Origin of the sequence: Parabacteroides sp. Marseille-P3160, assembly GCF_900162725.1 — a bacterium.
Lineage (GTDB): Bacteria > Bacteroidota > Bacteroidia > Bacteroidales > Tannerellaceae > Marseille-P3160.
Map to the genome: position 1 here is coordinate 4,309,977 of NZ_LT799418.1, position 22,634 is coordinate 4,332,610.

The window sequence follows — 22,634 nt, forward strand, 5'->3', positions numbered from 1 at the left end:
AAGTCTCTATTATGATTGGTTTTCCCTTTCATATATAAAATCACAGATTATGTTATTTAATCCATTTGTAAACTAAGTTATAACCACCCATTGTCACTTTATATATTTTGTCGGATAAGCAAATCTTAAAATAAGATCGTTTTTGCATTTATAAAATTAATCCTTTATTTCATACACAATAATGATAGGATTGTCATCCGGTTTTAAATCTTCTATTATTTCCTTTTGAAATGAAGATTTAAAACCATTCAGAACTAATTCCGATGAAACTTCTTCAATAAGGTAATTATCGTTACCCCACCTTGGAAAGAACCTGAAATCTTTTATTAAGTCATTATTTATTGTACTGCAAATCGCATTTTTGCTGTTTCTATCATAAATGCAATATTCCCTGTTTCCCTTTACATTGAGATCAAAAATGACATACTTGTTTGTGATATAAAAATTATCCTTTACAAGGAAGTCGAAATCTGTTTGAGTGATATCGTAGCTGTTTATATTATCACCCTTAGGTAATTTATCTTTCCCAAAATCAATGATATATTCTGTCTTTAATTTATTTTGGTTTATAGAATAAATTGTATCGTTGTACCTTGGCGATAAATATACGACGCCGTTATTTTCATAAAATGAATTTACTCCCGCCCAATTGTAAGTGTGTTGCGTAAAGTTTCTCGGTAAGAATTGATTTATCGTTTTACCATTCTCGTCAACGACGATATATTGATAATCATTCTTTCTCCCGGATGGTTCATTGTAAATCCAATAGTTTCCATTATGGAATACGAATTTACTCCCGAACGTAGAATACTTATTTTGTTCAATGAAATTAAAATCTTTGTCATATTGAATGATCGTCTGTTTAGCAAAATCCAAAATGAACGATTTGTATTTACTAATATAAAAATCCATCAAACGAACATATTCACCTGGTCCACCACCGATTCTTTTAATTTTTTTGTACAAGCTCCCGTCGTTGTTGAAAATAAAAAGACAATTGCCTGGTAGATCAAATAGATATAATTGGCCTTTAATATATTGGACTTTGCCGATCTGAGAGATTAACAAATCACTATTGGTCTCAAGTTTAATCACCTTGATCTCTTTGATAAAAGAAGATGCGTTAATTGTCGTATCATTCCGGCTTACTTTTATGAGCATGTCCGGTTGTCCCTTTTGTGAGGTCGTACATGATTGAAGAAAAACAGTAAATAGAAATAAACATGACGTTAATGCTTTCATAATAATTGTTTTATGGCAAAAGTATTACTCTAATGATGTTTCACAAAAATACTCTTGTGGTTACCAACAGTATAATATTATTATCTCCTATAGTATGTGCGTATTCTTTCAAGATCTCTATTTATTTATCGATACATGTGTTATAGTTTAATTCCGAGCATTTGAATGATAGTATTTTTTACTATTGATATCATAAATACAAATTTGGTAATTAGCATTACCAGAGGGAATCCAGTTATTTACCATATAGATATATGGTTCATTATATTTCATATTTTGTATCCAGAAATCTTTCATCTCTATTGTTTCAATATCGCTCCTTTTCATTATGAATGTTTTAGTTAAACGTTTTTTTCAAGGTGTAGAATATTAATACAGGATTCGAGTCTTCCTGTGAACCAATGACTTCATCAATCTCTTTTATCAAAGAATTTCGAGGATTATTCTTTTTATATTTAAAAAAATCACCTTGTTTTATTATACTTAAAATTTTAGAATCCTTTTTATCTGTTTTATATTCAACAGGGATGAAAGCAATTCCATTTGCATCTTTATTAAAAAGACAAAGTTCTGCTTTTTTGCTTTTCTCGTTAAAAAGACACATAGTCGTGCCATTCAGACTACAAGAAAAGGAGAAAATAAGAATATTTTCCACTTTATAGAAACTGTTTAGATGAGTAGCAATCTCTCTTTTTTTCAATAGACTCATATAGCGTTGAACATTTTCTTCAGATGTATTTCCGTCAATGAATTTATCCTCTTGTCCTTTGAATATGATTTTATATTGGGGAATGATTTGTTGTTTTTCTTCATCATATGAATAGATATAATAGCTGAGTAATGGTAATATATATAGTTTTTCTCCATAGGTGGAGAAAATATTCTGGATATTCATAGCGTATCTTCGTCCGGTCATATATTGATTAATAGGTAGATATTCATCAATTATTTCAAATTGTTTATTGCAGATTAAGAGATTATTTAACAGCATTTTACTTTTACCTTTTTTACTGGCACCATTCCCTAAGTAAAATAACCAATTTCCATTTTTTAACCTTGTGAAATTACAACCCACTGGAACATCATATTTAGCTATGAAGTTTGCTTGTAAATCGTAATGTAACAGTTTGCCTTGAATTCCATCATAAAGAAATAATCCGTCGTTTTCAATATAGAAATCATTGAGATAAAGATACTCCTTAGGACCGGCTCCTTTTGTCCGGATAGAATAAAGGAAGCTTCCTTGTGAATTAAAAACTACTAAACATGCCTGATTAGAATCCAATATATAGATCCGGCCTTTATGAATTTCTATTTTACTGATATGGGATATAAGAGATTTATCCGTTTGCTCTAAGTAAATAAATGAATCATAATTAAAAAAGTCCTCGACTTTCTTATTCCAAGACTGATTTAAATCTATATTTAACGGTAGGACATCGGTCTCATTCGTTTCTTTCTTCTTTTTTGAAGAACAACTCTCAAAAAGCAGGATGCAGATAAATAGAACACAAAATGTTTTTTTCATCACTATTTTGTTTGGTTAATGAATGATAATAAGGGGATGCCCAAAGTTCAATATGCATTTATGGAACTTTCTTGACAATCTGATCTTGTTGAATCAAGCTTTAAAATTGAGATTTCCTGTGAGTTCAGATTTACATTAAAAGCTGTCAATGCGGCAATTGCTAAAACGGCGAGACTGCCAAAAATTTTCTTTTTCATTTTTGAGTAATTTAAACCGTTAATTAATAATTGAATTTCTTTTGTTTCGTATTTATCCTTTCAACGGAACGAAATCAACTGATTTCAAGATTTAATTTCTACTTTTGCCCGGCATCCTCCTTTCTTTTAGGAGGGGGCGGGGGAAATTTCAAAGAATCCCGGTTGTTACAGTATCACCTTCTTTCTGTTTTGTCTGGCAAAACTTCTGATAGTTTATGTAGTATGATAAATCCATTTATAAAATATTAATACTGGGTTGTCCTCTTTTTCAACCGACTTGGAAATTTCATGTATCCATCCCGGAACTTTTTTATTCCTTTTAAGTATAAACTCGAAGCTTTCTGCATTTACAATTGTAGCGAATTGATAGACAGGCGCGTCCGATAAATAAATAATAGGTATTATGTACAATCCGTTTTTATCCGACTTAAATTTACCGATATAGACTGGCGTTTCATTTACTTTTGAAATAATGTAATTTCCCTGATTTTGATAATCATAAGACACAAACAGATAATCGCCAAACATACAGAAATGATATAGGCTTGAAACTGCCTCCCCTAACCGTACTCTTTCCATATATTCATTTGCCTCTTTCGCCGAAGATTGAAGAGGAAGCCTTTTTTGCCCAAAGTCATATCTGACAAAGGGGTTTAGACATCCATTTTCTTGTATGGCATAAATAGTATCATTAAATGTACTAGTTGTGTATATTTTCCCACCATAGCTGTAAAAAGAAGATTTCCCATAACCATAAGTATAGCTATAACCTTTTAAATGCTTATTAAACGGAATGGCCTGGCAGATAAACCGGCCATTTTGGAAACAATGGTAGTTGTAACAGGTTTCTGCGGAATTGTTACTCGAACCATTTTGGAGATTTATAGCAAACCTGCCTTGAGATAGTAACTTGAATGAATTTGTTTGTACAGGAATTTTAATAGTTTCCAAAAAAACACCTTTTTCATTGTATTTTATAATTTTACTTCCGGAAAAATCACATACATAGATATCGCCATTATCATCCACCTCCATATCGTTTGCGCCTATATATTCCGTCCCTGATTGCCCTTTATGGTTAAAACTTCGAATGAATTTTCCGGTAAAGTCAAATAAGAGAATTGATTGCGATCGATCCAGAATATAATACTTACTATTTCTTAATTGGAGTTTTTCTATTTTTGAGATTAATGAACTGTCCGTCGTTTGAAGAATAACATGATGTGAATATTCGAAAAAATCATCAAAATCCAGCTTTTGATCGAGGTTATGAATGTTTACTGTTATGTTTCTTGTTTCTTGTATTTCACTTTCTTGGTTATTAGAATTATTTTGACAGGAATAAAAAATAAAAGAAAACAGGAAAAATGTTTTAAGTGTTTTTTGTAGCATAAGAAAATAATTTAAAGTGATATTTGTAGTATTAATTGCTTCGAAATAAATATCTGAGAATATCTATATTCCCAGATATCTATGAATTCATTTTAACATTCTAAAGAACCTTTGCCTTCGCAAATCGTAACAGTTACTTTCTTATATGTTTGTGATTGATCATCCCAAACTTCAATTATATCAGTTCTTTTTGTTTCATAAAGACGATCTTCTCCATTCTCATTTTACGCAAGTGCTTCCAGATTTGCTAAGCTTATGTTGGATAAACGCTCTTCTTGTGCATTCAGATTTACATTAAACGCTGCCACAGCAGCTATTGCTAAAACAGCGATACCGCCAACAATTTTCTTTTTCATAATAAAAAAAATTTAATAGTGAATAACTTTGTTTTTTATTCTGTATTTATCATTTCAACAGAACAAAATCTGACGAGATTTCAAGATTTAATTTCTACTTTTGTCGCGCATCTCCTTTCTTTTTAGAAGGGAGTGAGGGCGGGTGGCATTGTCTCTGTTTTCGGCGGCGACAATTGCCCGTCCTTTTTCCCTTGTTGTTTTAAACTAAATGGGTAATAAGTAAAAAACGTCAACCCAATTCTTGTTTTATCTTACAACCATATTTGTTTCCCGTTTTCATAGGTAAAAGGCCTGTGTTCTTTACCTCTCGTATGATTATGAATCCGTAATAAAGCATCTTTAGGTATATTCTTATAAATAAGAGTATGATCTTCCCTCCCCACTTGTTTCCCTAATGAAATCCAGCCCCCTTTCCAATAAAATAATTCATAGAGTTCACCTGAGACAATCCCATTATCATCGCTTCTTGGACTAAATTTTATTCGATTGATCCGGTAAGGTTTTCCAAAGTCGAAACCAATATATGTCTCTTCCTGAGGAATACTAAAAAAATAACTCACCCGATCTCCATCTATCGCTTTTTCACGGTTATATTGATGAAAGCTCCTATTACCTATCATTTTTCCGGTTAATTTTACATCTACTCCATTGTCATCTTTACCCCAAAATTCCAATTCGGCAATGAACCGGTGCATCTCTCTATCAAATTTGTAAATGGCATAACGGGAAGGCATCGTTTGTTTTATTTCAATGTTTTGTTCATAAAAAGGTATTTTGTCTATTTCATAAATAGTCGTTGTATCGGACATGTCTGCTTTATTTGCTGTTTGAAATTTGCATCCCACCATATTCTTTGCATAATATAGCGTATGCCCGCGGTAGGGTACCTTGTTGTATAAAATGATATCTTGATGAGGTGAAAGATTGCCTGTCAATAATCTGGCATCACCATTCTCTGTCAGGATAAATGGAATGCCGGCCGGAACAATTTTCCCTTCCATATAATAAGCCGGCAAATAAAGTATATTAACACCCATATCCTTAAAGGTCACTTTATTTCTTTTAGTTTTACCCCAAGCAACAGGAGTCCAGCCCTGTTCATTAGGACTGTAGCAGCATAAATAGGCATATTTTGAATTCGTTTTAATATTCCATAAATCAACATTTATGTTTGTTGATTGGATGTAATGAGAGGTTATATCTTTTAAGCCGGGATTTTTAAAAAATGGTGGGATCTCTTCTGTCGCATTATAAAACAAGCCGGATTCTTGTATGGCATAACAATCTCTGAAGACCTTTGGAATGGTACGGCAGTTTTGTATAGATATTTTTGAAGAAATAGTATCTGAATCTGAAAAACTATATTTAAACCAAAACATATCGTTAACGGTTTCTTCTAACGTATTTGTATATTTTATTTGTGTATTATTGTATAATGCCTTAACGGTATCGCCAATGATTTCTGTCCAAAAATGACGATCATTTGAATTTCCCCACAGAGGGACCATGTTAATAACGGCAGGTACAGACATTGAACGTAGAGCGGTTACACAAATGCAATTTATATCATAACACTCTCCTAATTTTGTTTTAATTGCATTTTGAATACTCATTGGGGTTAAAAAGGGGTAAAATTCTCTGAAAAAGGTTCCATCAGCAGTATAATCACCTTTGATATTAGCCTCAATATATTCACTCATCTTTGCTTTTGTCTTGCATGGCAAGGATTCAGTCAATTTATTGTAAAAGTTCTCAAAATACGGATATGCATCTTCCCAATATGTATTTCCTGATTTATAGGGCAAAATGTAATTGCAAAACAGATCAAAATCAATATCCTTAGCCCAAGGATGTCTTTTCCATGCATCAAATGAGCGGTCTATATGATTTATAAGGAATTGAGCGGAAATTCGAGTCAAGTCAGAGGAATAGGTTGGCGTAGGTTTTATTTGATCTGAATAATTATCCCGAACGCTATCGCAGACTATATATAATCCTTCTTCTCCATAGCGTCCCTTTTTGATTCTATAATCTTCCAATGCATCATAATACGGTTGATTTGAAGACATCGACTCACTATCAAGACTATATTTATAAATCATATTTTCAATTAAAAATTTAGCAGCCTTGAGCTTTAGTAGATCTTGAGCATTAGAATAATGTTTTAGAACTGTTTCTAATTCCGCCTGATTATTACCGGATAAAGCTAAGCTTTGGTCTATTTTTGAAGTTTTAGAGCAAGCTGAAATAAGTAAAAGGAAGAATAATATTAAATATTGTATTTTCATACGAATATTGACTTTATAGGTGGGCCTGGAACTCAATGTACGTTTTATTGGACTAAGGCCGATCTTTGATTCATCGCCTTTGATGTAGATAGTTATTTACATGCTCGTTTCATAATTGATCTAATATATAACTAATAATAAGCATATTAATTAAGTAGAGGATCTGACTACAAAATTGAATCGCCCGCCAGGAGCAGCATCTCCATTGATATACCAATCCATCGGATCATCCGATTGTCTGTTATCAGACCATTTAAATTCAAAATTTAACAGATCCGAATCAGCAATCCCCAAGAGCTTATTAGGCACTGTTATCATCAGTTCATTCCCTTCCAATTGAAAATCAATCGTGGCAAGAATCACCCACTCGCCTTCAGCAAAATATTGCAGACTATTACCCGAAGTGACCCGAAAGTCATAACCATTCCATCCTGTTTGAAGCGAACGGTCTATATCAATAAATAAAGTCATCCAATTCTCTCCGGTACAAGGAGTAATAGGTCGATCGGTTTGAGCGTAAAAATAAACATTCTTATTATCTCTCGCGACTTTCATCATTTTAAAATCATTGCGCCCGGTTTCATTAGTATAGTTAACTAATGGTTCCGATTCCGCTCCGGGATGATCCCGACGTAAAACATCTCCTGTATAATCCGTATATTCAGGTAAAACATCCGTCCAGTCTCCAAATTGTCGAATCGTTTTTTTCTCGCTTAATAAAGGTAAGAGCGCTACTCCTTTGTAGCGACGAATATTCTGCACGAACTGCATATAGTAATGATCCTGCAAACCAGCGGTTAATGTAGGTTCGATATCCCGGCTATATTCCGGACTCGCCTGGTCACAGAACCAAGAGTGCTCAGGGTTATTGTCATGACTTGGCCATTTCCCTGCAATCCATTCATTCCATCCGGTGACAAAAACCAAAAGAGGCTGTTGCTGATGTACAACATCCCATTGTTCCTGAAAATTGAATCCGTACAAAATGTCTTTCTCCGGATCTATCGCCGGATGCCCTTTCCGATAACTTCTTCCCCAATTATCTTTATTTCCATAAAAGGCGGACCCTCCCATCCCGGCACCGGGATTCGGATGTTGGGCAACCGATACATTGATAATTCCTTTCTCTCCTTCCTGATTAAAATAAACAGGTTGTGGTCGTTTAAATTCAATCCAAGGCCATCCATTCGCTTGTTGAGGGACTGTTGGCCATTGCGATTCCCTGATCGTGAAAAAATCCTTATAGTTTCTATTTTCAGCTTCTTTCGAAATGCCAATGATCAATGGTTTCCCATCCAGGTAGAACCAACAATCCTGCATTCTGAAAGCTGCATCTTCTTTATAGAACGAATCATAAATTTCCTGCATCGCATCTCCTGAGACCGTATTGGTATAAAAGGCTATTTTAGGAGGGTTATAGCCTTGCCCACGAATGGCTTGCATCGCTTGCATCAAGGTTTTCGCCTGATTAAAATAAGTAATGCGGTTCGTTGCATCGATCACTAACAGATCGACGCCGGCATCGGTTAATAATTGAATATTCTTCAGATGTACCCAATAATCATCTCCTCGGTAATATCCGTAGATCGGTTTTCCCCAGAAATAATATTTTCCGGTTCCTCCACCCCAAGCCGGATGGTCGGCATCTTCGAAAACCTCGGGATGCTCTCTATACAATATATCTAAATCCCAGTAACGTTCTGAAGTTTTGGAAGAGGGGTCCCCTTGCCATAAAAAGTAAAACAGAGCAACCTGTCGATTATCTTTCAGATCTCCCGTTTGTTCATTTTGAGGAAGTACTCTCCCTAACCCATCGCTTCCTCCGAGTGATGGGGTTTGGGAGAATACTGTTACACTCATAAGCCCAAATATTAACAAAAAGGCTATAGAAGTGACATGATTTCTTGCTTTTATGGACATTCTATCTCTTTATATTATGGACATCCTTTCTGGTTCTATAAAATCAAACTGATTAACCGATTCTTTCCTTTATTGAGCTACGCGGAAATTTATATTTCTTATTTCAATTGTGACTCCACCACTATCCCCACAGTCAAATCGTACAAAATCACCAATACTACCGGCCCATTTGTGGGTGCTCATGTCCGCAGAATAATCATGAGTAAAGGTTTCCCAGTCTCCACTTTGATTCTTAGGTACAGTAACCCGTGTCGAACGTCCTCCGGCTGCTCCACCTCCGGAATTACACCAGTAAAGTTCCAAAGTAAATTCGCTTGTTGTTTTATATCTGAAGACCAACATTGTGCCTACTTTCGCTTTTTTCAATCCATTCGTAGCTATATAGGGGTCGTTGGCAGTTGTTATTATTTTATATTCATACAACGGATTATAGACATTTGGTTGACTGATTGTCAAACGAGTACCTGAAGCTTTAAAGGTAAGATATTCAACAGAAGGATCGATCAAATCATCCGGATCTATTTTAGGTTCAACAGCCAAAGCAATTTCCGATTTATCACCTCCCGAAGCATTCTGTGCACTAACTGTAATATTTGTCTTTGCAAGGAGGCCTGTGATCATTGTTGACCCGGTCTGGCTCGCATCAACTCCGAGATTTTGATTTACTCCATTTTGATCTTTATAGGAAAGAGACAAATTTACCCCAACCCCCGATATATTTTCCCAAGATATGGTTGCCCCCATATTAGCAGGTTTTACAGAGACTGTTCCAAGAACATAGTCTTTAGCCTCATTCGTATTTTGGGGAATACCGGAAACGGTTACCGGAGAAGACTTGGCTCCCTCAAAACTCACAGCTGTCAGCGAAAATGAATATTCATTTACATCTGTGAATCCACTGATGGTCGCTGTGGTGAGACCGGTTGAATCCGCACTATAGCGGCTCACTTTCTTATTAACCGTTTCACCCTCTGCATTTTTATAAGAGATTAAGGTATAATAATAATCTTCACTTATAGGATCAGTCCAACTTAATATAACAGAACCAATGAATGGTTTAGTTGTTACATTCGCTACCGGATCTACAAAACCCTTGTTGTCATCATCATCTTTACAAGAAAACGCAAGTAGCGAGACGAGCATCAGAAATAAAATATGTTTTTTCATCATGTTACTGTTTTAATTGATTATATGGCATTACCAACCTTCATTTTGCCAATCTGTTCCCGTATAACCGAATATTTTATCTACCTCCGTTTGATTAATTGGATATTTCAAGAATCTTGTTGTGTTCGATTTGCGATTCTCGAAAGCAAAGCGGTCATAAATATAATTGTCTCCATTTTTTGTAATTTTCATCCCGGAAACGAGTCCATCTGTGTTTTCCAAAATCTTCCAACGACGAACATCAAAGAAACGATGTTCCTCAAAAGCCAACTCAACGCGGCGTTCATTGCGATATCTCCGTTCGAAGTCTTCTTTAGTCAAACCGATAGGTAAGTCAGGCATTCCTGCCCGTTTTCGAATAGCATTTACGGCATCTCGTGCACTCATATTCAAATTTGAGCCTAAGGAAATTACCTGATCAGGTCCATATGCCTGATAAGCTGATTCTGCAAAATTCAAATAAATCTCTGCCAGACGAAATAAGCGGATGGCTCCATCCAATTCATTGTTTTGAGCAGATTTATAGTTATTGAACTTACGCAAATAATATCCGGTTCTGGTATGCCTTCTATCAGTTGCCGAAAGATCCTCTGCTCCTCCGGTATAGGTTGCGACCTTCTTCCCGTTTGGTTGATCTAAATAACGAGTCGCTCCATTATAATAAATGGATGCATAGAAACGGGGGTCACGTCCTTCATATGGATTCAGGGGGTCGTATCCTGATTCTGTATTAATAATAGGATTTAAATGAGAAGCGTCACTATAACCGAGAATAGGCAATTCTCCAGTCGCAGCCATTTCATAACAATCGACCAGTTCCTGTGTAGGATTCGCACCTGATTGGGTCATACTTGCAGTCGAAGGCATTCCGGCATCTTTCCAAATGGACATTTTCCCCCCTCGTTGCAAAATCGTTTCTTTATCCACGGATCGCCGATCATTTGCATCCGTAAAAAAATACAAGGCATATGCATTTTGAGCGATCGTCGGATCCGGCTGGATATTAAATAACTTATAATCATTAGACAAGAGAGCTGATAATGCTTCCTTATTAATTTCAGTCGCATCGACCCAAGTATAAGTACCGTCTGACCATAGCGGGCTGGCGGCATACGTAATCGCTTCCGACATGATTGCATAAGGAACCGCCCGATGCATAATATTAAACTGATTTTCATAGATATTCCATGAAAAAGCATCTTGTGTATTCGGAGTGGCTAAAGCGGCCCGGCAATCGTCAATAATAAACTCTACGATCTCAGAAAACTTTGCTTTTTTATCCTGAGTGAAATCATGATCTGTTTCGACCGGTTTATCAAATAAAGGTACATCCCCATAACGTTTGATAAGCATAAGATAATAAAGTGCCCGAAGGGTATGCGCTTGCGCTTTCCAGCCTTCTACCTCATCACCAAAAGCAAGTCCGGTATAATTTTGAATATTTTCAAGAAATACGTTACACTTATAGATTCCTTGATATAAATTACTCCATGGATCTCCATCAGAAGAATAACTACCATAATTTTGTGCAGTGACTGCACCATCATACCATGTCGAAATAGTTGCTCCTCCTATACTCATACTCGCATCTTCCGCCTCATCACAACGAACAGAGCGCCAGAGAGAAATACCAGCTCCATATCCGTAACAAGCATTCAGATATCCCCTTGTATAGTTCCTGTCTTTAAATACTTGATCCATTGTAATACGACCATCCGCCTGTAAATCCAACTCATCATTACAAGCAATTGTTAAACAGCTAAGAAGGAGGATCGTTGACAGCACAATTTGCTTTTTTATATTAAAATATATATTCATGATTATTCATTATTTATTAAATTAAAACTGAATATTTACTCCGAGATTATACACCCTGTATACAGGAAGTGACGTATAACTCCCTTCCGGACCAAAATCATCCGATTTCATGTGATCCCAAGTCAGTAAGTTCTGCCCACTCAGTATTATTTTTATCCGGCTTGCAGCAATCCGTTTTGAAACTTTTAACGGCAAAGTATAGGCGATTTCCAGATTTTTAAATCTCAAATAAGATCTATCATACAGGTAGTAATCAGACCATTCATGATTTACGGATTTGGATAGGGACAATGCAGGAGACGTGATCTTATCTCCATTGGCAAATCGCTCTTCCGTCCATGCATTCCGATGCAGCGAACCATATATGCCATCCAATTGATTTTCCCATACTCCCGTACCGGTAAATACTGATTCCCATTTACCCACACCTTGCAGCAAAAAGTTCACATCAAATGATTTATAGGAGAATCCTCCGGAAATACCATAGTACTGACGGGGTACAGTACCCGTACCAAGCGGTGCTTTGTCTTCTTCACCAATACGTCCGTCCCCATTCAGATCTTTATACTTCAGATCACCCACTCTGGGAGTTCCCATTGCATACGTTAATCCACTATGGTCAATTTCTCCTTGAAAGTTGAAAAAACCATTCCCATTACTATAATCTACTAAATAGCCGAAGACCTGTCCGGCCGGAAAGCCATCATTCCAATGACGATATACATACTCTTCCCCTTTCTCCGCTTCATAAGTATTGATTTGTTTATTTTTCGCATCGCTGAAGAAGCCGCCGAGACGAATCGTCCAGTCTTTATCAACTTCTTTCTCATAATTAAGCTCTATTTCATAACCTTTATTTTCAAAAGAACCACTGTTTGTACTTGGATAATAATTCAAGGGAATACCCTGATAGGAGGGTATGATAGAGGCCGGATTAACAATCATATTGTCCATTCGTTCTTTAAACACATCTACAGAAAGGTTAAGCGAGTTAAAAATACCAAAATCTATTCCATAATTCTGCTTTTTAATTACTTCCGCCGAGATATAGGGATTTGCTTTTTGAGACTCATTGGTCGTCCATTGGAGAGAACCTATATTTCCTCCTCCGGATACGGTAATATTATCTAAATAAGAAAAACGATTCAAGTCGGACTGGTCATTTCCTGTTTTTCCAATGGAAGCTCTCAATTTCAACAAACTGAGCCAACCGATCTCTTTGAAGAAAGACTCATTGGATGGAATCCAGGCCGCAGATACGGCAGGGGTGGCAAGATAGCGACTTCCTCTGGCATATTGTTCCGATCCGGAATAACCTACATCAAACTTAAGTAAATATCGATTGTCATAATCATAGGTTGCTTCAAAACCTGAACCCACCCGATCGTATGGAAGATTTGCGGGAGAACCGGTATCTGACTTAATCAGATCCTGATAAAAGAAATAAGCCATTGCCCCGATATGATGTTTATCAAAATTTCTCTTATAATTTATCATTCCTTTATAGGTTAAATGATAGTAGAAAGAAGAACCTTTGCCATAGCTAAGAGGTGTATTTGTTTCTGACCCCTTTTTTATAAACGAAAAATCTTCCGGGTCAGTAGTTTTCATCCAACGTTCATAGCTCTGAGTAGTTGTAGTACTATTGACCGAGTTTGTTTGATACCCGATGATTCCCGAAGCATCTAGACCCTTAGTTAGAAAACTCAAATCAAGTTTTAGTCCGAATTGTGCATAGATATTCGTGACCGTATGATTGGTATACCCCGATCTATTCAATGTACCATAAGTTGGATTTCCCACTTTGTCTGTCGTAATAACCGCCCCTCCCTCATCCGTGATTTCTCCGGTAACAGGGTCTGTCACTTGCGGAGTTACCGGGCCATAAACGGAAGAAGGCATATTAAACAACGATGAATATAAATCTCCGCCAAAAGTTCCCCCACCCGGGACACGCTCTCTTTTGATATTACCACTTAAATTCAAATACGAACTTAAATACGAATTTAACTTAACATCCATATTAGATCTGAAATTGGCCCAAAAGAAATTCGGACTTGAATTATAGTCTTCCTGATCTGTTTTAAACTGGCTACCTTGATGCAATATATTAATATTCGAAAAATAAGTTACTTTATCACTTCCTCCCGTTACATCTACTCCGGCTCGTTGTGTCAGAGCCTGTTTTTTAAAGAACAAATCATACCAGTTTGTATTAGGATATAAATTAGGATCTTCTCCTGAACGATATTTTTCAATTTGTTCCACCGAATAATAGTAATTTTTCCCAAATCCATCATTATAAGCTGCTTCATTTCTTAGTTGTGCATATTCCGCCGAATTAATAAAGACAGGAGTAGTAGTTACTTCCTGGACAGAGGCGTCTAAACGTACATTCACCCGTAGGTCACCCGGCGTTCCCCGTTTTGTCTTGATCACAATAATTCCATTTCCTCCTTGTATTCCATAAAGAGCTTGGGAAGCAGCATCTTTTAATACAGATATGGATTCTATTTCCGCGGCGGTAATGTAATCTAAAGTTTGACTTGGCTTATAACCCACCACAATTCCATCCACCACGACAGTTGCCTCATTGCCATGAGAATTATTAATTCCTCTCACATAAAGACTGGTCGTTGCTCTCGATGGTTCTGAGTAAGTCTCTTTCGTATAAAGACCGGGCAATCGTCCGGCTAAGGATTGACTAATATTATTCACCGGAGATCGGAGCAATTCCTCTCCGGTCACAGTCGAAATCGATCCGGAAATATCCTTTTTACGTTGGATCGAATAACCTAAGTCTATTTTTTCGTCCAACTGATAAGGATCAAATTGGAGTACGACATTTTTTAAGGATTCTGTTCCGATCTCCACTTTCTTATCGGAATAGCCCAAGTAAGAAAAAACCAGCTGTTTGCTTCCATCATTGACCAAGATGGAATAAGCTCCTTCTTCATTCGTTGTCGTTTGATTCTCTTCTCTATCAGTGCTGACAACGACTCCGGGCAGTGGTTTTCCAAATTCATTTTTCACCACTCCGGTTGTTGTCAACGACTCCTCTTGTGCACTTAGACCTCCAATAAAAGCGAAGAACAAAAAGAGTGCTTCAATTATATAAATTATATTTTTATGTTTCATCTTATTTTTCCTTTATGAATTATCTTGATCCTGTAACTACTTACCAACCCGGATTCTGCCAATTCTCACCTGTAATAGAAACCATCCGGTTTACTTCATTTAAAGGAATAGGAACCTTCAGGTATTTATTTGTATAACATTTGCGTTCCGTTGATCTTACCGGACGTCGCTTGTAGGTAAATCTATTTGCTGCCACCCGGGTAATCTCCATTGCTGTAATCCACTGGTCCGTCTTGGCCAGATCTCCGGTAGGAGTACACCAACGACGTACATCAAAATAGCGGAATCCCTCCATAGCCAATTCTATTCTTCTTTCCTGGCGAACACGAAGAATCATTTCGTTTTGGGATAAGCCCTCCGGAAGAGCCGGCATTCCCGCCCGTGCTCTGATTTCATTGACAGCGGAACGCGCTTCGTCCAAATGACCGGTCTCTGCAGCAGCTTCTGCAAAATTGAGAATAATCTCTCCCAAACGGAATGTTTTTGTTTGAGCACCAGCCACCGGAATATCATTTCCGGCAAACGGATGTAAAAACTTACGCTCATAATATCCTGTACGGGTCGCGCTCCGCTTACTGCCATCAATTCCTGTTTGAGGTTCCCCAACATAAGTCATAATATAACGAATCCGATTTCCACTTAAAGGTGCAAAATAATTTTCCGGAGAATCCGGCGTCTCTGTAAAACCAAACAATGCTTTTCTTGCGGATCCATTGTAATAAATGGATGCATAGAACCGGGGATCTCTGTTTTCATAGGGGGTTTCCGGATCATATAATGTATTTTTAGGATTATAATTCGGCAGAATATGTTGTTCATCTTTATAGGGATTAGCCAAATCAAGAATTGGTTCTCCATCTGTTGTTTCGTATGCATCTACTAATTCCTGGGAAGGACAAGTCCCTGACTTATATCCATCCTGAGCACCTATCCCATCAATATCCCAAATATTCCCCTGTCCGTCTTTTTGCATATAAATAGTTTCCTTGTCTACCGAATTGGATGAATATTGTACATTTTGAGTAAAATATTCATTATAAATTGCAGCTTTTTCATTCGGTAAAAAAGCATCTGTTACCAAGTAAGTTTGAGGATAGTTGATTTTATTATATAATTCATATCCTTTAGCTCGCAAATTTTCCAACGATGTTTTATTTACCGAATAGGCTTCTGCCCAATAATTTTGGCCTTGATTATATAATGGAGAAGCAGCATAAAGCATCATCCGGGATTTAACAGCCTCAGCCATAGCCTTCGTCACCCGTCCTTTTTCGGAACTCTCGGTAATTCTCCAGGGTAGTTCAGAGGTATTCAAGGCCACGTCACAATCTTCAAGTATAAACTTTACGATTTCATAATAGCTGTTCCTTGTAACGGTAGAAAAGTCTTGTTGCCAGTCATACACTTCCCTTTCTATCGGAAGATCACAACCAAACCAGCGAAGAAGTTCGGAATAATAAAAAGCTCTCAACAGATGAGCCTCCGCTTTCCATCTCTTCCGATCGGTATCACTCTTTACAGTCGCTGTTTCAATCCGCCCAATAAACATAGAACAATTCCGGATTACAGCCCAATATCGATCCCAATAAACTCCGTTTCCACCCTCGCTACTAATATCTGTAATCGGATGACTTGATGCCGAAGCGTTTCCATTATACATCCTTCCTGCCATCAGTCCGGATTCCGCTTCTGCATCCGTATCCCATGCTTCATCGCTCCAAACCACCGGTCCTCTACTCCAAAAATAGTACCGGGTTCCCTGTGTAGGTATATAGTCATAACAAGAGTTTAGGAAAGCACCTACTTTATCATTGTCGGCAAAGACATCATCTAACGATATTTTCCCATCCGGCGCTTGATCTAAGGTATCTGAACAGGATACGAATAAAATAGAAGATAAAGCGGTACATATAATGAATATCCTATTAAATAAATTCTTCATAATAATCCATTTTAAAAGTTAATATTTAATCCAAAATTCATCATCTTGGTAATAGGGTACCCGATCGGATCTACTTTTTCCGGATCTAAATGATCCGCACGCATATGATCCCAAGTGATCAGGTTCTGCCCACTTAAATAAACCCGCAGGGAACTAATTCCTATTGGTTTCAATATATATTTGGGAAGTGTATATCCTATTTCCATGTTTTTTAGCCGAATAAAGGAGCAATCCATAATGAAAAAATCATTAGCTACGTGATTGACGGTTGTCTGAGTACTCAAAGCCGGATAAGTGATCTTCTCTCCATTCTGGTAACGCTCCAGGGTCCAAGCCTGTTTATGATATCCATAATAAGTACCTTCTTTGATATTTTCATACACATTTTGAGATGAATATTGTCTTGAATATTTTCCAACCCCTTGGAAAAAGATACTAAAATCAAAATCTTTATAATTCACGGATAAATTAAGTCCATAGTTAATCCGGGGTACCGTAGAAGAATAGCCAACCGGAGATACATCTTTGTCATTGATAACCTCATCCCCATTCACATCTTTATATTTAAAATCTCCGACTCGTGGGCTTCCGAAATCATAGGTTAAACCACTGTTTTTGATTTCTTCCTCCGAAGTCCAATAACCTTTTCCTTCAGAATCCCAATCAATCAAATAGCCCCAATTTTGTCCAATTGAATACCCCGTGGTCCGATACCGATACGCATACGTTTCGTCCCGTATTGGTTCATCCACAAATTTTATTATATTCTTATTGTATCCGTAGTTTCCCTTGAAGATAAAGGATAGATCCTTGTTGAACGCTTTACTGTATGATAGCTCTATTTCATATCCGCGATTATCGATTTTACCAATATTTGCCTTGGGAATATTGCTTAACGAAACGCCTTGGAAAGAAGGAACACTTTGGCGGGTCCTTAAAATTTTACTCCGGTTTTCAGTAAAAATATCAAAAGAACCGGACAGATCTTTCAACAATTGAAAATCAACTCCGTAGTTCCTCTTGTCAGCGACTTCCCAACTTAGGTTATAATTTCCTAATAATCCTTGAGACACCCCTTTACCTAAACCTAAACTTCCTAAAGGGCCATTCCCCATCGTGATATTGTCTAAATAAAGGAAACGAGAATCTCCCATCTTATCATTACCGACACGTCCATTTGAAAATCGAAGTTTTAAGAAGGTGATAAAGTCATTGTCCTTAAAAAAAGCCTCATTACTAAGGACCCAACCGACAGAGAATGCTGGGAAAAAACCAAAACGAGTAGAAGGAGCGAACTGTTCCGAACCGTTATATCCTAAGTTTACTTCTGCAAAATACCGACTATCGTAATTATAGGTTGCCCGTCCGGCCATCCCAACCATATTATAAGGAAGATCACCATTTGTTTTCTCCCAATTATCTCTTTGGGCTAAAAACATTGCTCCCACATGATGTTTACCAAAAATACGATCATAATTAATACTTCCTTGAAGATTAATATTGTATTGAGATGCTGCGTTTCGAGACATTGAGAGCAAATTAGCATCCTGACGTTTTACAGCGTAGGATAATTCGTCGGTATCATAGTTTACGTCCGCTAAATACAATTTTTCGGTTTTCCCTCCTTGTAATCTTGTATAGGCATAGGAGTCATACGAAATCATCCCCTTAATACTTAAACCCGGAGTAATGATCGTACTTAAATCCCAATTGAGTCCGAACGTTGAATTCAAATTAGCACGTGTTTCATTTTGATATCCGCGCCTATTCATTACTTCAAAAGCAGAACGGTCCAAGTAACCCGGATCCACTACAAGATTCGGTTCAATACCATACCCTGCAATAGTAGTAGGACCAGGGGTAATTGGTAAAATCGTCGTAGCTTGATAGAGTAAATCGCGCATCATCCAGTTGGAGTCATCTCCATACATTCCTCCGACATAGGGCATATTGACTTTCTCAATATACGTCCCGATATTCAGATAGGAGGTCAAGGTCTTTGAAATCTTATAATCCAAATTCGCACGAAAACTATACCGGTCCATTTTTGAAGAGGGGTCATATCCTAAAAAAGATTTAGGTTCTGTATTTAGATTCCCTCCCTGATGGATATAGCCCGCATTCATAAAGTAGGAAACTTTCTTCGTCCCCCCCGAAATATTTGCATTGATACGTGTCTGGGGAGTATATTCTTTAATCAACTCATCATAATAATTGTGATCCGGATACATATACTGTCTCTCTAAAGCTTTTTGAGAGTAATCCGGATCATTCGGATCCAATCCGATTAATGGATTCTCATATTTCGCAATGATTTCTTCACTAAAAGCCGGTGATAAACCGTCATTTTTTAAGGCTTGATTACGCATATTCAGATATTCTACCGAATGTAATCTTTCTGGTGTCCTCGTAAAAGAGGTAAAACTTTGCTCTGCACTAATATTTAGCTTCGCTTTCCCTTCCTGACCACGACGAGTAGTAATCATTAAAACGCCATTTGCTCCACGAACTCCGAAAACGGCCGTTGCCGAAGCGTCTTTCAACACCGAGATCGATTCAACTTCATTTGGATCTATTGTACTGATATTATCCCGAGGAACTCCATCAATCATGATAAGCGGACTTGTCCCATTTGTGGTTGCCGCACCCCGTAAAAACATCGTTGCTCCATCTTTTCCGGGTTGCCCTCCTCCACTCTGCATGATAGATAGACCGGAAATACGACCAGCTAATGCATTTTCCAACCTTGGAGCAGAACTCCTTTTGATATCAGTCACAGAGACTGATGAGATGGCACCTGTAATAGATTCTTTCTTTTGCGTTCCATAACCTACAACTACCACCTCCTGTAGGCTTTGAATATCTTCCTCCAATACCACATCGATTTTCTTGGCCTCTTTCACCAATATCTCTTTCTGCACAAAGCCGATATACTTAAAAACCAAGATAGCGGAAGAAGAACTTACGGCTATGCTGTAATTCCCATCCATATCCGACAATGAAGTATTAACCGATCCTTTTTCTACAATACTCACGCTGATTAGCGGATTTCCGCCCCGATCAGAAACATTCCCCGAAACAATGTATTTAGTTTGGGAATCTTTCTGTGTATCGGGAATCACTTTAGCCGAAAGCAATCCTATATTGATTAACAACAAGAGAGATAAAATAACGTTCCCTCTCAAATTCGGTTTTTTACGATTGCTTATTTTACTATTTGCAGTATCGTTTTTCATATATTATAATTTTGATTAACATTTTCACACCTGCTCACCTATGTAAGCCATTGTTTTGCCGCGACCATGACTTGGCTTCCCTCTTTTCCATCGATTTCCCAAAAATCACTTCACAAAACAGGATAAATTATCGACCGGCATCTTTTATGACAAAACAATTGTCCATCACAATATCCCGCTTCCATATCATTCCCAAAATCCGGAGCACGATCTTTTTTATCATTTTCGTAACAAGCTAAAGTTAAAGCCCTCGGAAAGATTAAAAGTAGAATTTCAACTAATAAATAATGGTTATTCATACGTATCAATTAATAATAAATCACTAATAAAATAGATTAACTCAGTAAAAACTATAAGAGGCTTTATACTCTACCTCTCACTTAAGGCAAATCCGGTTTTTTATATTCAACAATAATTGTTTTCATTTCAAAACTATTCATCCTTACTCAAACAAGTTTGCTTATATTATCCAAATTCTATCACCTATGTTCCAAATATGAAAAAAAAATTATTTCACTACCACAATCCCGTCAGGGGCATCTATTTCGGTCTTGATCGTTTGATCCGCCTGACGTTCATGCCTCACCTTGATAACGCCATATGGCGTCGGGAAGGTCCCTTCCGCCCATTCCAATTTACCTAAATGGGGCCTGATTTCCACTTTTTTGAATCCCGGCTCCAAAGGGCGTATCCCCAATACATACCGACTCAGCCAAGACGTAGGACCGGAAGCCCAACCATGACAAAAACTATGTCGTAAACCGACATAACAATACGCCCCACCGTCTGCATGGATATCGTATTTTCCAGGAGGTACGATTTCATCAATTCGAGCCGCTTTCTTCAAATCGCTATAAGTCAAATCTTCCCAGAAGGTAGTCGCTCCCAAATCAAGCATTCCTCCCCAGTAATCGGAAATAATTTGCATCGCATCTTCATAATTTCCGGCTTGGGCCAAGGATTCGAGCATGTAATATCCGTAAAAAGTGGAGAAGCCTTCCGCTCCTTTACGAGAAACGATTCCATCAGCGATTTTAGAATCCAACAATCCCGATAAAGCCAATAAGGACGCTGCTTGCTTATTATCTTGATGTTTAGGTCTATAGAGCCTCAATCTTTGGACGGCCTTCTGACAACTATCGGCAAGCTCCCGGTCTCCCAACCAATTTCCTATCTCCTCTCCCGCTTCCATACTCATCAAAGTCAAAGCCTGCAAACCGGCATGAATTACTTTCGGATTCTCCGAAGTAGGCCAATCCAGAAAACGCCCACCCCCTTGCAGGTTTTCTTTATTGCCATCTATATTCCGGATAATCTGGGAGACAAGTCCTTTCACATATTCCTGCTGTTCCCGCAGATAAGCCAGATCTCCTTGATATAAATACAGGTCCCGTTGGATAATCAGCCACCAAAGTGAGTAAGAGCACATCCCATTCATCCATCCGGGTAGAGGTGTATCGTTTTTCCCAAAATCAAGACTTTTTTTCACTACGTCCTGTGCTCCGAAAACCGTATTGACCGTCATGACTTCAGGGTGCAAATCTCCCAACCAAACCAATCGATCCCGCTTAATGCCATCCCATAAATAATCTTGCATGTTTAAATGCACGGTATAGGCACCGGTTTTCCATATCTGATTCAGCCGTTCATCACTGGAATGGAAAGAGCCGATATAAGGAATGTCCCGATATTTAAAAGCCGTACGGACAGCAATCAAAGGTAGCTCCACTCCTTTGTCCAATAGATCAATCCGTACAAACCGGAAACCGGATTCACCTACTTCTACCGTTCCGAGCCAAGGGACATAGGCAACATAATCCCTTACGGCATGCTCATTCGTCGCAGTCGATCCTTCTTCACTCATCGCCTCGCTAACCGATTCTCCTAACCGGACACGGACACGAACGGCTTGTTTCACCTCCCTTATTGCAGCCGCGATTTGTACACTTCCTTGATATTCTTTTCCGAAATCCAATAGAATCCCGGCCGAATCGGATTTAATCGTACTTAAGACACAGCATTTATTTGAACTTACCGCCACCTGGCCGGAAAAAGGCCTTAATAAATTTTCCGGGGATTTAACTCCATTGCCTGTCTGATCGGAGGTCCAAAGAATCCGAACCGGAGAGATATAACTGACTGTCCGTTCATCCTTCTGCCAGGAATCGTGCACAGCGGTGTCGCTAATCGGATTCTGGGAAAATGAGGTCAAAGAAAATGTCGCAAGCAAGACAAATAATCGAAGAAACAGGTTTTTCACATTCATTCGTGTTTCATTTTTGTATTTTACAATTGGTAATATATAACGTTCTGCAAACGTAAGTCCCTTCAATGATTTTTATTGTATGAGATGTTTCAAGAAGTATCGGATTTGTTCCAATTAATATCGAAAATGCTGTAAAAAATTCAT

The 22,634-nt window shown here is 37.7% G+C and carries 13 protein-coding genes; all 13 read right to left on the reverse strand.

Features of this window, described 5'->3' with window-relative positions:
* Window positions 1-156: 156 nt before the first annotated feature.
* The 13 genes from BQ8014_RS17330 to BQ8014_RS17385 all read right to left on the reverse strand — a co-directional run bounded on the left by BQ8014_RS17330 (window position 157) and on the right by BQ8014_RS17385 (window position 22,490).
* Entirely contained in the window at window positions 157-1,242 is a 1,086-nt protein-coding gene (locus tag BQ8014_RS17330) for a 6-bladed beta-propeller (RefSeq protein ID WP_080905453.1), read from the reverse strand.
* A gap of 337 nt (window positions 1,243-1,579) precedes the next feature.
* A complete protein-coding gene (locus tag BQ8014_RS17340; RefSeq protein ID WP_080905455.1) occupies window positions 1,580-2,770 on the reverse strand; it encodes a 6-bladed beta-propeller in 1,191 nt (396 codons plus the stop codon).
* Window positions 2,771-2,817: 47 nt separating this feature from the next.
* The gene (locus BQ8014_RS19450) at window positions 2,818-2,967 is read right to left on the reverse strand and encodes a hypothetical protein (protein WP_160150117.1); all 150 of its coding nucleotides are present in this window, start codon (window positions 2,965-2,967) and stop codon (window positions 2,818-2,820) included.
* Window positions 2,968-3,180: 213 nt separating this feature from the next.
* Window positions 3,181-4,359 carry a 6-bladed beta-propeller gene (locus tag BQ8014_RS17345; protein ID WP_080905456.1) on the reverse strand — a complete coding sequence of 393 codons (1,179 nt, stop codon included), beginning with the start codon at window positions 4,357-4,359 and terminating at the stop codon, window positions 3,181-3,183.
* A gap of 224 nt (window positions 4,360-4,583) precedes the next feature.
* On the reverse strand, window positions 4,584-4,715 hold the full coding sequence (locus BQ8014_RS19895) for a hypothetical protein (protein WP_139785148.1): 132 nt from the start codon (window positions 4,713-4,715) through the stop codon (window positions 4,584-4,586).
* Window positions 4,716-4,966: 251 nt separating this feature from the next.
* On the reverse strand, window positions 4,967-7,003 hold the full coding sequence (locus tag BQ8014_RS17350; protein WP_080905457.1) for a discoidin/SUN/FTP domain-containing protein: 2,037 nt from the start codon (window positions 7,001-7,003) through the stop codon (window positions 4,967-4,969).
* Window positions 7,004-7,153: 150 nt separating this feature from the next.
* Window positions 7,154-8,863: a hypothetical protein gene (locus BQ8014_RS17355; protein ID WP_080905458.1), complete on the reverse strand. Its 1,710-nt coding sequence runs from the start codon at window positions 8,861-8,863 to the stop codon at window positions 7,154-7,156.
* 129 nt (window positions 8,864-8,992) lie between these two features.
* Window positions 8,993-10,090, reverse strand: coding sequence for a DUF4959 domain-containing protein (locus BQ8014_RS17360; RefSeq protein ID WP_160150118.1), 1,098 nt, complete (start codon window positions 10,088-10,090; stop codon window positions 8,993-8,995).
* A gap of 30 nt (window positions 10,091-10,120) precedes the next feature.
* Window positions 10,121-11,908, reverse strand: a complete 1,788-nt coding sequence (locus tag BQ8014_RS17365; RefSeq protein ID WP_080905460.1) for a RagB/SusD family nutrient uptake outer membrane protein — start codon at window positions 11,906-11,908, stop codon at window positions 10,121-10,123.
* 21 nt (window positions 11,909-11,929) lie between these two features.
* Window positions 11,930-15,046, reverse strand: coding sequence for a SusC/RagA family TonB-linked outer membrane protein (locus BQ8014_RS17370; RefSeq protein WP_080905461.1), 3,117 nt, complete (start codon window positions 15,044-15,046; stop codon window positions 11,930-11,932).
* Window positions 15,047-15,086: 40 nt separating this feature from the next.
* Window positions 15,087-16,988 carry a RagB/SusD family nutrient uptake outer membrane protein gene (locus BQ8014_RS17375; protein ID WP_080905462.1) on the reverse strand — a complete coding sequence of 634 codons (1,902 nt, stop codon included), beginning with the start codon at window positions 16,986-16,988 and terminating at the stop codon, window positions 15,087-15,089.
* Window positions 16,989-16,999: 11 nt separating this feature from the next.
* The gene (locus BQ8014_RS17380) at window positions 17,000-20,224 is read right to left on the reverse strand and encodes a SusC/RagA family TonB-linked outer membrane protein (RefSeq protein ID WP_080905463.1); all 3,225 of its coding nucleotides are present in this window, start codon (window positions 20,222-20,224) and stop codon (window positions 17,000-17,002) included.
* 508 nt (window positions 20,225-20,732) lie between these two features.
* Window positions 20,733-22,490, reverse strand: a complete 1,758-nt coding sequence (locus BQ8014_RS17385) for an alpha-L-rhamnosidase-related protein (protein WP_080905464.1) — start codon at window positions 22,488-22,490, stop codon at window positions 20,733-20,735.
* Window positions 22,491-22,634 lie beyond the last annotated feature (144 nt).

Excerpts from the sequence above, each read along its gene's own strand:
- BQ8014_RS17330 (WP_080905453.1), bottom strand. The coding sequence starts at position 1,242 with ATGAAAGCATTAACGTCATGTTTATTTCTATTTACTGTTTTTCTTCAA.
- BQ8014_RS17350 (WP_080905457.1), bottom strand. The coding sequence starts at position 7,003 with ATGAAAATACAATATTTAATATTATTCTTCCTTTTACTTATTTCAGCT.
- BQ8014_RS17340 (WP_080905455.1), bottom strand. The coding sequence starts at position 2,770 with ATGAAAAAAACATTTTGTGTTCTATTTATCTGCATCCTGCTTTTTGAG.
- BQ8014_RS17345 (WP_080905456.1), bottom strand. The coding sequence starts at position 4,359 with ATGCTACAAAAAACACTTAAAACATTTTTCCTGTTTTCTTTTATTTTT.
- BQ8014_RS17355 (WP_080905458.1), bottom strand. The coding sequence starts at position 8,863 with ATGAGTGTAACAGTATTCTCCCAAACCCCATCACTCGGAGGAAGCGAT.
- BQ8014_RS17385 (WP_080905464.1), bottom strand. The coding sequence starts at position 22,490 with ATGAATGTGAAAAACCTGTTTCTTCGATTATTTGTCTTGCTTGCGACA.
- BQ8014_RS17375 (WP_080905462.1), bottom strand. The coding sequence starts at position 16,988 with ATGAAGAATTTATTTAATAGGATATTCATTATATGTACCGCTTTATCT.
- BQ8014_RS19895 (WP_139785148.1), bottom strand. The coding sequence starts at position 4,715 with ATGAAAAAGAAAATTGTTGGCGGTATCGCTGTTTTAGCAATAGCTGCT.
- BQ8014_RS17380 (WP_080905463.1), bottom strand. The coding sequence starts at position 20,224 with ATGAAAAACGATACTGCAAATAGTAAAATAAGCAATCGTAAAAAACCG.
- BQ8014_RS19450 (WP_160150117.1), bottom strand. The coding sequence starts at position 2,967 with ATGAAAAAGAAAATTTTTGGCAGTCTCGCCGTTTTAGCAATTGCCGCA.
- BQ8014_RS17365 (WP_080905460.1), bottom strand. The coding sequence starts at position 11,908 with ATGAATATATATTTTAATATAAAAAAGCAAATTGTGCTGTCAACGATC.
- BQ8014_RS17360 (WP_160150118.1), bottom strand. The coding sequence starts at position 10,090 with ATGAAAAAACATATTTTATTTCTGATGCTCGTCTCGCTACTTGCGTTT.
- BQ8014_RS17370 (WP_080905461.1), bottom strand. The coding sequence starts at position 15,046 with ATGAAACATAAAAATATAATTTATATAATTGAAGCACTCTTTTTGTTC.